Raw genomic sequence first — 14,082 nt, forward strand, 5'->3', positions numbered from 1 at the left:
AAAAAAACAACTCGTTATCCATCAAGACTCTGGATTTAAAAACACGTAATACATCTTCATGTATGTCTTATAAAAATCAAATGTAATAAGGATCTATTTACTATTAGAGTTCGTCATATATCCTTCGACATAAATAAAAAGACATGTGACGAAGCTAAAAGATAAAAATAGAGTTCGTCATATGTATTACGTCATATCTGTGTAAAGTCCCCAAAATACATAAAATACACAGTGAATATATTTTTGAATGAATGAAATTAAATATTGAAACGAATGTTAAAAATTTTTTAGATGTAACTGTTTATCAGGAGGAAAAATTACATCATAAAAGAAATAAGTAAATAATTATAATAAAGTAAATGAAAATTTTGTATATTTCGTATTTTGCATGTTACAATCTGATTTAAGGGGTGAAAAAATGCGGAATTGGAACACAGAATATGGGTTAATAAAAAAGATTATACAAAGTGAATTTGAAACAGACTTTTTTTATAACAAGGTGACCAATACATTAAAAAATGAATATGAGATAATTCCATTACAGTTTGCTGCTCTAGATCCTTATAAAATCTACAATACTTCACAAGTTAGTAGAATATTGAGACTAAAACCTAATAAATTAAGGTATTTAATTAACAGATACGGTGAATACATTCAATTAATAAAAAAAGGAACTAAATATATTATTTCATTTAAAGCTGTATACAAGATTTATTTAGTACATCTATGTTTAACAAAGAAATTAATTAGTTTATCTGAGTTTAATCGCTTTATGGCTTTACATGTGAGTTATAGTGATTATATTGATATGAAATTGACAAGTTATACTGAAAAGTTAGTAGAACTTAATTTCAGAGAAAAACAAATGAATGAAAATGAATCACAATTTTATGTGTTATTTCTGCAAATCTCAGAAATAACTACGGAATTAATAAAAGAAATAACGAAATATAACATGACATTGACATCCCCTTTCCTTTCTGTAGACAACCAACAGAAAAATGAGTTATTGAAAAAGAAGCAGGATCATAAAGATCTGTTTAATAAACTAAGTATTTTATATAAAACTATATAGTTAAAAGAGTAATACTTAAGAAGTATTACTCTTTTTTTTAGGGTTATATACACGTTTTATTGATAAGTCTTTCATATAAGACCTTTAAATAGGGCGTATAATAACTCGTGGTAATATTCTATTGACATGAAATTAATATAAAAGCATATAAAACCTTTAATAATAAGTGTTTGTTTATACGTCTTGTATGTAGTTCGTTTATATAAGACGTATAAATCAAATGACCATGATAATAGTACGTTATTTTAGAAGTATTATATATTGGAAGTATAATTCTAGGTAAAAATATACATAAATACTGCACTCATATTTATTATTTAATAGTTATTGTTAGTTATATGAAACCTGATATTAACATGTTTTATTTACTGCTTATATGAACGACTTTCATGTACGTCTTATACATTCGACGTTGATATATAGGTCATTATTTCGTTTTTACATTTTGTAAATATTATATAAGTCTTGTATATAACAACTTAATATAAGGCTTATATATAATGACTTGATATACGTCTTACAATGATGTAATATATTTTTAGGAATAATTAACCAACGTTTTAAGGGGGGGACAACTTGAACGAGGTATTAAGTGAAAAATATAAACAAAACAAATTCACTGAAGAAGTTGTGGAAATGTTTGCAGACATTATTGAAGGAGACGAAATACTCTACAATGTATTTCATTACATAGGATCTCAAGTAAACAAACAATACCAAGAGACAAAGTATATGAGAGGAATCTCAATAAATGAAATAGTAGAAAGTGTTGTTATTGATAGGAGAGTAAAGAAACCTAAGGGTAAATCCTATTCATTAGAACTTGAAAGAACTAACATTTCAAGAAGATCGGCAGAAGGTAGTGTTGCTACTTTAGCTTCAATGTCATTAATAACAGAAAAAATTATGCATCCGTATAAGTTTTTAATTTCAACTATTAGGGGACAACAAGTATTAGTTGAATTAGGGAAACGTAAAAAAAGTAATGAGAATAAGGGAGAGATAAAATAATGGCAAAAAACTTTCTGAAAAACGAAGTAGCTGTGAAAATGACTATGGTTGGTTTTGGTCAAGCTGGAACTAGAATGGTAGATAAGTTTGCTGAGTATAAGCATACAGACGGTACAGCAGTTTATAATTGCCTAGCATTGAATAGTAATGATGGGGATTTAGCTGAACTGAAAAATGTGCCGAAAAGTAACCAAGTTTCACTAAAATTAGGTGGTTTAGGTAAGAATCCTGAGCGTGCTGTAAAGGTTTTAGAATCTAATGAAGAAGCTAAAGATAAACTAAAAGAATTTATAACGGAACGTGTTAGACCAACTGATGAATTAGTGCTATTTTTTGCAGGTTTAGGCGGTGGTACAGGTACATCTACAATTATTCAAGCAATTGAAGAATTCTCCGCTTTTCATAATAAACCTGTAATTGCTGAAGAACTTAAAAGTATGGCAATGAAAATTCCTAGAGAAGAATTAATAAAAAATCAACAAAAGTATGCAAGAATTGCTTTCAATAATGCTATTGAGCGTAAAGATTTCATTAAAATGGGTATTGTAGTTACACTTCCAGTTAGAGCGGATGGGCCTGATGTACTAAGACAGGTGAATAAATTTTCACAAGAAATTTGGAAGTTAGCTAATGATCCAGCGAAAGGCGTTGCATTTGTTGTATTTGCAGATAACCAACACTTCTATGATGAGTTTAAGGGATTAAACGAAAATGAGAAAAAAGGCATTGGAAACTCACGAGACTATGCAAACCAACGCATTGGAGATATTATTCATGAGTTAAATACAGCTGCAAATGGTTCAGGGACATCAGTAATTCTAGATTCTCAGGACTTTAAACGAATTTTACTAGAAAGAACAGGCTGTTTAGTAATTAATAAGGTTTCACGTAATATGAATCAAATTGAAAACAGTAAAGAAATTGTAGATATGTTCTCAGAATCATTGAAAGGAAGCTCCTTCCATCACCCTATTGACCTGATGAAGACAAATGAAAATGGAGATTTAGAGGCATCAAAGGTACATCATTTTGGGATGTTAGCAATTTTAGATGAACAGAAGAACATTGATGATTCATTTATGGATGATGCAAAAGTAGAAGTGACAAATAAACTACCAATCAATGGAACTGTTTTTAATGGTTATTTAGTCAGTAAAAATGACTTTATGGGCAGCGTGTATACTTTCTATAAGACAGATGCACTACCATCACGATTATCTAAAGGATTAGTTGAAGAATATAATGAATTTAAAGAAAAACAAAGCCAAATCCAATATACAAAGTCTCAAATTAATACAATTGAAGCGCAAGACTTTGATGATGATTTCAATATTAATTTTGGTGATTACTTTGAATTAGAACCAGTTAAAAATGAAGAACCACAAGCACAAAATGATGAAGAATTAGCAGCATTTATGGATCCAGATAAGATGTTTGGATCAAAATAAAAAATAAGCCTGGGATTTTCCAGGCTTATTTTTCTGTTTTCATTACACTTTTCATATATTCAATCATGTTCTCATCAATATAGTTTTCTATAAAAAGTTGTTTTCTTGCAAGATCTTCCTCTTTTTTAAACCAGCCAACTTTTTTAATACGAGTTTCTTCTGGTTGTGCACTCCACTCTCTTTCAGCTTGTTTTCTTAACTCTGTACGTGCTCTATGTTGAATTATCATATTATCTAGTCTTTCTTGTCTTTGGCGCTCTTTTAACATTTCAGGGTCTTCTGGTTCAGGTAGCACCGCACGTATAGCATCTTCAAACTTTCCTTGATACTCTAATTCAATGTTTTGTAAATGCATTTGAATCTTTTGCTCTACTATTTTCTCAATAGTCGCTGCAGCTTCCTGCATGTTTAATGGGGTTGAGACTTCACTAGTTTGATTTTCTGGAGAAACTGGTCTTAGTTCGAATTGATGTGGTAAAAGCTCAATAATTGCATCTAGCGACCACTTTTCATCCCTCTTTAGCTTAATAAATAAAGCTATGTCTAAATCCAGTGTGTTATATAGCTTTTCATTTGTATTATTGGTTCTTAATGTTCCGTGTAACCCCTTTTCCTCTAGGGTATTGAACCAATTGTACACAGTGTTATGATGTCGGCCTACTAGTTTTGAAAACTCTGTTATTCGCCAAGCTTTTTCAAAAGCATCTTCATGACTAGAGTTTGTATTATTTGACTCCATATGTTCATTTGTATTTTTGTTATCTTGTTCAATCATCGTTATACCTCCTTGAAATATAATGGCCACAATAAAATGGAATTAACATATAAGGTGAGATTAACATGTTAAGTGTTTTTTCGATAATATAAACCCGAATCCCTTTATTGATTGACATTCACATGAAATGTATCATTAATATGTAAAGTATCACTTGTTAACATAAAGTTAATAAACAAAGGGTTTGAAATTAACTATTGTTAATATCTTGTTAATAATTCGTTAGTTGTTAATGATTATTGTTGCTATGAAATTAACAAATTAGTCTACAATATATTAATGATAAGAAAATATTAGTGATTTGTAAATAAATTATGAGGATATAGTATTAAACTTAAAGACTTAAAAGCTAAAAAGTATGTATAAATGTAAAGCGAAAAGCCAATACTAATAATAAATAAAGGCCTATATTTATTATAATTTAAGATACTTGGTAGTATAAAGCTAAGAACTGTATAGTTAATTAGTTTCAGCAGGTCTTTAGAATGCACATGAAGGTTATTATAGGTTATTGAATTAGTGTTAATACAGTTTAATATAAACTCGCTTTTTCTAGAGGGCACCGCCCTTTACAAGTGATCTCTATATAATCAAAATTGATTCATACAATTGTTACTTTTAAATCGGAAGTAATAAAAAGCAATTTATTGTTTTTAGCCACTATCAAAATGCTTTCAAGAATGATATCTTCCCCGGTTTATCCAGTGGATTTCGCTATAGAAAAAAGCCTTTTAATAAATGTAGAACTTAAAACTCTATTTGTATGTATATTCTCAACTTTAGAATTAATAATTGTTAATGTCATGTTAATACGTATTGGGGATAGTTGATATGACGCTATCATTAATTGATAACTAGCCCTATAAACATGTCAATCTCAGATTATATATCAATGATAAATAAAGAGAAAACTATTAATTTTTGTGTGTCACTAATAAGAAACTATCAATTGTATGGAATTCTTGTTGGCTTCTAACTACTTAGAGTTCTTTTAGGGTGTTTTCTTTTTTATTTTTCAATAGAAATCTGTGGTGGTAGATAAATTTTTAACTAATGCGGATATTGAAAAATCGAAAGGTGCTTCTGTGACCATTTTAGCTATTTAATTGTTAATGTCATATTAATGTTAAATGCAAATTGTTGATATAACATTAACAATAAAAACGGCATTTCTCCCTACGTTTGGCTTTTAGACTATATGTCAATGATAAACAAGGTAAGAAAACTATTGAATTGCTGTCGTCATTTATTATTGTGATGAAATTTCAAGTATTTTTTGATAGTGTGAAAACATCTTCTTGGATAGATCGTCACTAGATTCGCTTCGAGTAAACCGCCACAGAAGAAAATTTTCATCAATATAGATTTTGAAATCTCGAAAGCCATAAATACTTCTCTTTTTTTGACACCTCATTGTTAATGTTATATCAATATCAATTAGAATAATATCAATAACAAAAGAAAATAAATGCTTAACATGTCAATCTCATATTATATATCAATGATAAATGAAGGGAAAACTGTTGTGGTAGATAAATTTATAATTAATGCAGATTTCTAGACTCAAGACCTGTATTTATACGTATTTCAACTACTTAATTGTTAATGTTATATCAATGTTAAATTCAAATTGTTGATATGAGATTAACAATATAGAAAGTATTCCTTTATACTTGCTGTTTTCAACTATATGTAAAGGATAAATAGAGGGTAAAAATCATTGAATTACTGTCATCATTTATTACTCGATTAAATCTCTAGCTATGTTTTGATAGTGTCGAAACATTTTAGGATAGATCGTTACTAGATTCACTTCAAGAAAACTACCACAGAAGAAAAAATTCAGCCGATATAGATTTTGAAATCTCGAAAGTTATAAACATTCCTTCTTTTTTGATGCCGAATTGTTAATGTTATGTCAATTATAATCAGAATGATATTGATAACAAGAGAAAATAATCACTTAACATGTCAATCTCGGTTAACATGTTAATAACAAATGAGAGATTAAAAAACAGTTATCTTTCCATTGATATCAACATGAGATTGATATTTTCGTGTTGTTTCTTTTGTATATTTTACTAGCGTTGAAAATGTTTCAATGCTAGTTTATTAATTAACATACTTCCGTACAATCCGTTGCAATAGGCTAATGTTCAACTAATATAGATCTTGAAGTTTTGATAGGCACAAACATTTTTGATAAGCGTCTGCTTGTGGATGTTATGTTGATGTTAATTGATAGATACTAGCATTTAAGTTGGCGCGATTCAGTTAACATGTTAATCTCGTTTGATATGTCAATGTCAAACATAGGTAAGCTGTATTGATTTTCTGTTGATATCAACATGAGATTGATAATTATTTGATTGTTTTATAGTCCTTGGTCTAAATTTCTAAAAATTAGGACTGATTAATTTCCGGCAAAATATAAAGTTATGATAATTGTTTACAAGGAATTGATTATGGTTAACAAGAATGCGCTTAATAGTGCAATTAATTGGTTAGTAGGGTATATATACTGTATCAAAAAAATTCAGCAGAAAAACATTAGTAAACTGTTAATAACGGGTATCCTTATAGCTTGGTAAATATAGATTGCTAAAATAGTATCTGATTCTGAAGAAGTTCTCGCTTCAAAAGGTCCAAAAGGAGTTAAATAGTGAGATGCCCATGTATAATTATAGTGTGGGGTTTAATAATATTTAGAAGATTATTTGATTAAGTAAAGAATATTATAATTAACCTCTGGATTAAATTTATAATTTTTAGTATATTCTTATTATAAAACGTAATTTTTTTTATTTTCTAGTGATTACATGAAGCCCTTCGGGTTACGGATTAAATTACACGTTTGTGTGGTATTTAACCTCCGTATTCCAAAGGGCTTTTTTATTTGATTAAGGGAAAAGGAGAGATGTTATGTCAATTGAAAAGTTAGCAGCAAGTAGAATATTAAGACCAGTGAGAAGCATGAATAAGGGGAGTAATGAGAGATGGTTTGAATATTATAGAACAACATGCCCTATATGTGGTAAGCAAGGATGGTGCATGGTTAATGATTCTGAAACCAAAATAATATGTGGACGAATTTCATCAGAAACAGTATTCGGGGAAGCAGGCTATTTGCATATAGTAGCTGAAGATCAAAAAAGGGGATATGACTTTTCTCAAGATCAGATGCTTAAGGAACATAGGAAGAAAAATGATTACACCCTTGATATTATTTACACTTTATTCTTAGAATCTTTAGACGTGCGAGATGAACATATTAAAATGTTAAGGGGATCAAAACGTAGGATTACAAGGGAAGTAATAAATGTTAGAAATTACAAAAGTTTTCCTATTAAACCTTGGGATACTACGAAAGAGTTAATAAAAAAGGTAGGAGGGAAAACAAGCTATATTGTTGGAATTCCAGGATTTTATGCAAAAGAAACGAAGGATGGAAGATATTTCACGTTTGCAGGTAGGAGAGATTCTTTATTAATACCGCAGAGAAATATATATAATCAGATATGCGGTTTTCAATGTAGAATTGATGATCCTGAATATATGACAGTTGTAAAAAATCATAAACCAAGCTTTAAGGCAGAAGTTATAGAGCAACCCAATACTATAGAGGTGACCTATAAAATCAATGGGAAGATAGAGTCTATATTTAAAGATAAAGTCGATGTTAAAGAATGGTATGAAATTAATTATGAGGGTGAAAAATTAGGTGAAGTACAATTAAAGTTAGAAAGTAAATATATTTGGATCAGCTCAGGTGGGAGATTTCATGGAACAGGAGTTGGGAACCCGTTGCCAATACATGTAGCAGTACCTAATCGAGAGCTGAAAAATTGGGAACGTGGAGAATTAATAAAAAAGGATAGTGTATGGATTTCAGAAGGGAGTCTAAAGTCTGATATTGCTGCAGAAAACTTAGACGAGCTACTAACAAATGAGGAAAAATTAATGTATGGTACCACAGTCGTATCAATACCTGGGGTTAAAGTATGGAGAATATTAATTGAACCATTAAAAAAAATGGGAGTTAAACAGGCAACTTTCGCTTTAGATATGGATATGATTACAAATTCAGATGTTCAGTGGTCGTTATTAGAATGTGCGCAAGCGCTTTATCAAGAAGGGATAAGTATTAATTATGCAAGTTGGGATATTAATCTTGGAAAGGGGCTAGATGATTTACTGTTAAACGATTATATTCCAGCAATAGAGAAAGTGAGATAAACGCTATTGTTCAAAGAGGAAACTAACTTGTCAATGAAACGATAGCATTATTAAGTTTTGAATGATTATTAAAAAATAGAAATTCTTTTTGATATTTAAGTAAAGTATTAAAGTAGATTTATATAAAAATATGTAACACCACTATAAGAAAATAATGATGAAATAGATATCTTTAAGTTTTAAGATTTTTCTAATAATTAATTTTACATTTTTTGTAATCGTATATATATTATATATAGGGGAATTTTGGAAAAAATCTAATGGGGAAGTTTCGTATCTATGTAGTATCAATAGTAGTCTTTAATTGCTAAATTCTATTCATTTATACGAGGTGAATCAAATGGGGAGAAAAGTTGATAGGAAGAAATCAAAAGAACAGTTTTTATATGAAAGAAAAAAACAGTTAGAAATAATGGAAAGCATCAGCAGCATCTGTAAAGGATGCGATATATATAATGAGTTAAAAAAGACGAAATCACGAAAAGAAGTTGCTAATACATGTGCAAAGGATTGCAATTTAATAAACAGTTTACAAGAAGAGACAAAAATATTTTTAGAAACACTTCGCTAAAAAACAGAAAGGAGGAATATGTATGAATCAATCATATAGCAGTTTAAATCGAGAGGAATCACTAACAAGAACTATAACTTTAGGTACTACTGCAAGAAGTATTGGGCCGCTGGTTAAACCTGAGGATGAAAATTTTGAAGTTAAGGAGATTTGGAATTATAAAGTACTGTCAAAGCAAGAGAGTTTAAATTTATTTCGAAGGTACAAACATGGTGAAAAGGATCTACGTGAATATTTGTTCCATGTAAATATAGGCCTAGTACTATCTATTGCAAGAAAATATAAAAAGAAGCACCCAGAAATAGAATTTGATGATTTGGTTCAAGAAGGTAATGAGGGAATGTTGCGAGCAATTGAGGATTTTGATCCTGATTTAGGTTATTGTTTTTCTACATACGCTTACTGTTGGATAAAAAAGAGTATGTTAGGGTTTATATGTAAAAAAAAATCTGGGCCTTTTAAAATCCCTAACTATGTGAATCAATTTAATGTGAAATATGTTGAAATCGAAGATAAATATTTACAAATGCACAACAGAATCCCTACAGTTGAAGAGGTAGTAAAAGAGTTAGATGTAACTAGAGAAAAGGTAGTTCGCCACAACGTATATTATAATCGGGTTACTACTATGACTTTAGATATAGATACAATAAATGAAGATATAGGTATACTGAACTCATTCTGTAATGATAATTCAGCAATTCCCTCCACAAATGAGATGATAATGGAGGACTTGAATTACGAGATATGGATAATATTTGATGAAGTATTAAATCCGAAGCAAAAGATGGTACTAAATCTATGTTTTGGTCTACTAGATGGTAAAATTCATTTGCATAAAGAAATTGCAAAAGCACTTATGATTACAACTGAAAGGGTATCACAATTAAAAGATGAAGCGATTAATAGATTGAAGAAATGCGACTATAAAGATGAAATTTTTAATCTATTACATGAAAAGTTGAAAGTAATGGATGAACTTAATATGGCGTGAAATTATATATTCGTATTTATTAGAATATACAGTGTAACGAGCGTATTGTATTTTTAAATATCTATTTCACAAAATTTTGCCCCTCGAGTAACGTGAATTACAAAATTGTTATTTAATTTTGTAATAATACGAGACTATGAGGTTTTTTTGTATCTAAAAGGTGGAAACAAAGTGATGTATTAAGGGTATAACATATAATATAACCTTAATAGATGTAAAATAAAAAAGAAGGATAAATGGGTGCTACCTGTTTATCCTTCTTTTTATATATCATGCTTAAAAAAATAATATTATCTTTTTTTCCTTAGTTTTTCTAAAGAAATATCTCATGATTAATTATGAAGGATAAATAATTTAATTATTCTCATTTATGAGGTACCAATAGAAAGGAGGCCATTGTTGTTATATGCAAAATAATAGAAAAAGAAACGTAATTAAAGAAAGGATTAGACAAGAAAAAGAACGACGAGAACGATTACTAGCAGAGGAAGAAGAACAATATGGGGATTTCCATGAGGATCAAGTAAGTGAGCAATTTCAGCAAGAGCATTTAGAACAACCACTGAAACAAAGCGAAGAAAGTGTAAATTTATGTACACCTAAAAATGAGGTTTCAAATAATAATCCGGCTCATGATTGGATTACAACAATTCAAAAACAGTCAGGCACTTCTGAAAGTGAATTTAAAATAGAAGAAGCACGTAGGAAAGCGAAAGAAGAAGCAAGGAAACAGGCAGAAGCAGAAGCACGTAGAAAAGCAGAGGAAGAAGCAAGGAAACAGGCAGAAGTGGAAGCACGACGGAAAGTAGAGGAAGAAGCAAGGAAACAAGCAGAATTGGAAGCGCGACGGAAAGCAGAGGAAGAAGCAAAGAAACAGGCAGAATTGGAAGCGCGTAGAAAAGCAGAGGAAGAAGCAAAGAAAAAGGTAGAAGCAGAAGCACGACGGAAAGCAGAGAAAGAAGCAAGAAAACAGGCAGAATTGGAAGCATGTCGTAAGGCAGAGGAGAAAAAACTTGAAGAAGTAAGAAAACGTAGATTAGAGGAAGAGAAGAAAATAGAAGAAGCACAAAAGAGACAAAAAATAGTAGTAGCCAAAAGAGAATCAGAAAGTGAGGAAGTCAATTTAAATAAAGAAACAAATCCATCAAATGAAACTAAATTTGAACAAGAAGAGAAAATAGATCTTGATAAAAAAGGAATCTTAAATTATATGAAAAAATATAAGTACGCTATTATAGGAGTCGCATCAATTGTTTTATTAGTAGTAGCAGGTTTTGCCTTTACCAATATGAAAAATTCACAGGCTGCATCTGCAAATAATGTAAATAGTTTAGAAGTTAATGTAAATTTAATAAATGGATTAAGATTATCTGCAGTTCAAAAATATCAAGATGCTGCCTTGGAATTTGATAAAGTGGATTATAAAAAGTTAGGAAAAGATGATAAAAAGGCGGTTTTATTTACTTATCTTTTAAGCGGTAAAGCGCAAAAGGCTATTGATTTAGAGCAAGATTTTGCAGAATCAGTAGTTTCATATTATATAGCTGTAGATAATTTGAAAAAAGTAAAAGAACTTAAAACAAAAAATCCACTAATTAATTTTGAAATTGCAGCATTAGATGACAAACATGATGAAGTTATTAAATTAAAAGATCATGTTCCACTAGATGGAAGAAGAGAAGGAATTATTGTTAATAGTTATTTGAAATTAAATAAATCCGAGGAAGCTAAGAAGTTTGCTCAAAAGGTTGGAAATAAAGATTTACTTGAAAAAATTAATAATTCTGCCCCTAATAGCTCTGCTACCTCTGTAGCAACTATTAGTGCAGGTTAAAGTAATGGGGAGGAATTGATTGTGCCATTAGATTATTCGGAAATTTTTAAGAAAGTTTTACTTGCTACTACTGCTACTACCCTAAGTGTTGGGGTAGTTTCAGGCTGCTCGCTGTTTTCTTCGGAAAAAAAGAGCACCAAAACAGCATCAGTATCTAAAAAGAAAAAAGATACTGAAAAAGAAAAGAAGAAAGATGAAAGTAAGGATGAAACAACTGAGAATTTAAATACTAATGATTTTGATGAAATCATTGATAATGCAAAACGTAGCTCAGATCAAAATTTATCTGGAATCATTGAAAATAACAAAACCAAAAAGAAATTTGATGATTTAACGGATTCAATTGTGACCGCGGCTATAAATTCAGATAGAAATCTAGCATCAGTTATTGACAGTGATAAATCAAATAATCGTTTTTCAGATTTAAATACTTCAATAGCATCAGCAACAAACAATCCTTCTGTTTCGGATAATAAGGACAGTAAGAACTTTGTATTTGGTGGCGATCTAAATATCAATGATGGAGTTGCTAGTGCGGATAATTCAATACCCCCAATTAATAATGATAAAAAGCCACCAGCTTCTGGAGACTCTAGTGGCGCAGGAGGTACAAAACCGCCAACAAGCGGCGATGGTTATAATGGCGGAGGAGATACAAAACCACCAACAGGCGGTGATAGTAACGATGGTGGAGGAGGTACAAAACCACCAACAGGCGGCGATGGTAACGATGGCGGAGGAGGTACAGAACCACCAACAGGCGGTGATGGTAACGATGGTGGTACAACAAAACCAGAGAAACCTGAAAAAGATACAGTGGCACCAGTAATTACAGCAAAAAAAGGTGTGACAGTAAATGTCGGTGATGGTCTAAGTACAGACGATTTAGTAGAAGTAAAAGATAATAAAGATCCAAATCCAGTAGTGACAGTAGGTGCGTATGATACAAGTAAGGCGGGAGAAATTCAAGTAACAGTAACGGCAACAGATGCATCAGGAAATAGCTCAAGTACAACAGTAACCGTTAACGTAGTAGAAAAAGAAGAGGAAAAAGATGCAGAAGCACCAATAATCACAGCGAAGCAAGATGTGACAGTGCATGTAGGAGATAGCTTAAATGCAGGAGATTTAGTAGAAGTAAGTGATAATAAAGATCCAAATCCAGTTGTAACAGTGGGAGATTACGATACAAGTAAGGCGGGAGAAATTCAAGTAACAGTAACGGCAATAGATGCATCAGGAAATAGCTCAAGTACAACAGTAACCGTAAACGTAGTAGAAAAAGAAGAGGAAAAAGATACAGAAGCAACGGTAATTACAGCAAAACAAAGTGTAACTGTACATGTAGGAGATAGCTTAAATGCAGGAGATTTAGTAGAAGTAAAAGATAATAAAGATCCAAACCCAGTAGTAACAGTAGGAGCATATGATACAAGTAAGCCAGGCACAATATCAGTTCAAGTAACGGCAACTGATATTGCGGGTAACAGCTCAACTGTAACGGTAACAGTAAAAGTAGTAGAAAAAGAAGAAGAGAAGGATACAGAAGCACCAGTACTTACAGCGAAGCAAGGTGTGGTAGTACATGTCGGGGATAGCTTAAATGCAGGAGATTTAGTAGAAGTAAAAGATAATAAAGATCCAAATCCAGTAGTAATAGTAGGGTCGTATGATACAAGTAAGCCAGGTACGATATCAGTTCAAGTAACAGCAACTGATAAGGCAGGTAACAGCTCAACGACGAAAATTAACGTGGTAGTTCTTGAGAAAGAAAAAGCAGAACAAAAGCCAGAACAGAAAACTGTAGGAACAATTTCTAAAGAGCCAGGAAATGGTTTACTTGTATCAAATTCTAATAGTGTAGTTAAATAAGCTTTTAGCAAAACGATAAAAAATTAAATGTACCCTATCACATGGATACTTAAAAAGTGTGTTCAATAGGGTATTTATTTTATGATAATTAAAATGCCCTATAAAACTTCCTGAATCTATCGAATGGTTTATAGCGTAGAATTACCTTGTTATAAAATCAACGGATTGAATATTCAGAATGTTGTTGTTTTTACAGATGGAATTTGCTAAAATTAGTATACCTTTTTTATTTTCAATTTTTCATATCTATAGCTACTATAGCCCTT

The 14,082-nt window shown here is 30.8% G+C and carries 9 protein-coding genes; 8 read left to right on the forward strand and 1 reads right to left on the reverse strand.

Annotation, left to right across the window (positions count from 1 at the left end; genetic code table 11):
* Positions 1-388 precede the first annotated feature (388 nt).
* From ACS2MN_RS16060 to ACS2MN_RS16070, 3 genes are all read left to right on the forward strand, one after another.
* Positions 389-1,075 carry a hypothetical protein gene (locus ACS2MN_RS16060; protein ID WP_098805687.1) on the forward strand — a complete coding sequence of 229 codons (687 nt, stop codon included), beginning with the start codon at positions 389-391 and terminating at the stop codon, positions 1,073-1,075.
* Between the two features lie 576 nt (positions 1,076-1,651).
* Entirely contained in the window at positions 1,652-2,086 is a 435-nt protein-coding gene (locus ACS2MN_RS16065; protein WP_001006721.1) for a hypothetical protein, read from the forward strand.
* On the forward strand, positions 2,086-3,534 hold the full coding sequence (locus ACS2MN_RS16070; RefSeq protein ID WP_001097026.1) for a cell division protein FtsZ: 1,449 nt from the start codon (positions 2,086-2,088) through the stop codon (positions 3,532-3,534). The genes ACS2MN_RS16065 and ACS2MN_RS16070 overlap by 1 nt, the downstream gene beginning before the upstream one ends.
* A 25-nt stretch (positions 3,535-3,559) precedes the next feature.
* Here ACS2MN_RS16070 and ACS2MN_RS16075 read toward each other — a convergent pair whose 3' ends face one another.
* Complete coding sequence (locus tag ACS2MN_RS16075; RefSeq protein ID WP_000572413.1) at positions 3,560-4,309, reverse strand: terminase gpP N-terminus-related DNA-binding protein; 750 nt, start codon at positions 4,307-4,309, stop codon at positions 3,560-3,562.
* Between the two features lie 2,922 nt (positions 4,310-7,231).
* Between ACS2MN_RS16075 and ACS2MN_RS16080 the strand changes: the two genes are divergently transcribed.
* The 5 genes from ACS2MN_RS16080 (at position 7,232) to ACS2MN_RS16100 (ending at position 13,816) form a co-directional block, all read left to right on the forward strand.
* Positions 7,232-8,545, forward strand: a complete 1,314-nt coding sequence (locus ACS2MN_RS16080) for a DUF3854 domain-containing protein (protein ID WP_098805686.1) — start codon at positions 7,232-7,234, stop codon at positions 8,543-8,545.
* A 340-nt stretch (positions 8,546-8,885) separates the two neighbouring features.
* Positions 8,886-9,116: a hypothetical protein gene (locus ACS2MN_RS16085; protein ID WP_000532869.1), complete on the forward strand. Its 231-nt coding sequence runs from the start codon at positions 8,886-8,888 to the stop codon at positions 9,114-9,116.
* 22 nt (positions 9,117-9,138) lie between these two features.
* Positions 9,139-10,110 carry a sigma-70 family RNA polymerase sigma factor gene (locus tag ACS2MN_RS16090; protein ID WP_098688243.1) on the forward strand — a complete coding sequence of 324 codons (972 nt, stop codon included), beginning with the start codon at positions 9,139-9,141 and terminating at the stop codon, positions 10,108-10,110.
* A gap of 406 nt (positions 10,111-10,516) precedes the next feature.
* Entirely contained in the window at positions 10,517-11,944 is a 1,428-nt protein-coding gene (locus ACS2MN_RS16095) for a hypothetical protein (protein WP_346994662.1), read from the forward strand.
* Positions 11,945-11,965: 21 nt separating this feature from the next.
* A complete protein-coding gene (locus ACS2MN_RS16100) occupies positions 11,966-13,816 on the forward strand; it encodes an adhesin (RefSeq protein ID WP_346994663.1) in 1,851 nt (616 codons plus the stop codon).
* Positions 13,817-14,082: the final 266 nt, after the last annotated feature.

The organism is Bacillus cereus group sp. BceL062 (genome assembly GCF_051780025.1).
GTDB classification, from domain to species: Bacteria; Bacillota; Bacilli; order Bacillales; family Bacillaceae_G; genus Bacillus_A; species Bacillus_A toyonensis.

Excerpts from the sequence above, each read along its gene's own strand:
- ACS2MN_RS16060 (WP_098805687.1), top strand. The coding sequence starts at position 389 with ATGTTACAATCTGATTTAAGGGGTGAAAAAATGCGGAATTGGAACACA.
- ACS2MN_RS16070 (WP_001097026.1), top strand. The coding sequence starts at position 2,086 with ATGGCAAAAAACTTTCTGAAAAACGAAGTAGCTGTGAAAATGACTATG.
- ACS2MN_RS16075 (WP_000572413.1), bottom strand. The coding sequence starts at position 4,309 with ATGATTGAACAAGATAACAAAAATACAAATGAACATATGGAGTCAAAT.
- ACS2MN_RS16080 (WP_098805686.1), top strand. The coding sequence starts at position 7,232 with ATGTCAATTGAAAAGTTAGCAGCAAGTAGAATATTAAGACCAGTGAGA.
- ACS2MN_RS16085 (WP_000532869.1), top strand. The coding sequence starts at position 8,886 with ATGGGGAGAAAAGTTGATAGGAAGAAATCAAAAGAACAGTTTTTATAT.
- ACS2MN_RS16090 (WP_098688243.1), top strand. The coding sequence starts at position 9,139 with ATGAATCAATCATATAGCAGTTTAAATCGAGAGGAATCACTAACAAGA.
- ACS2MN_RS16095 (WP_346994662.1), top strand. The coding sequence starts at position 10,517 with ATGCAAAATAATAGAAAAAGAAACGTAATTAAAGAAAGGATTAGACAA.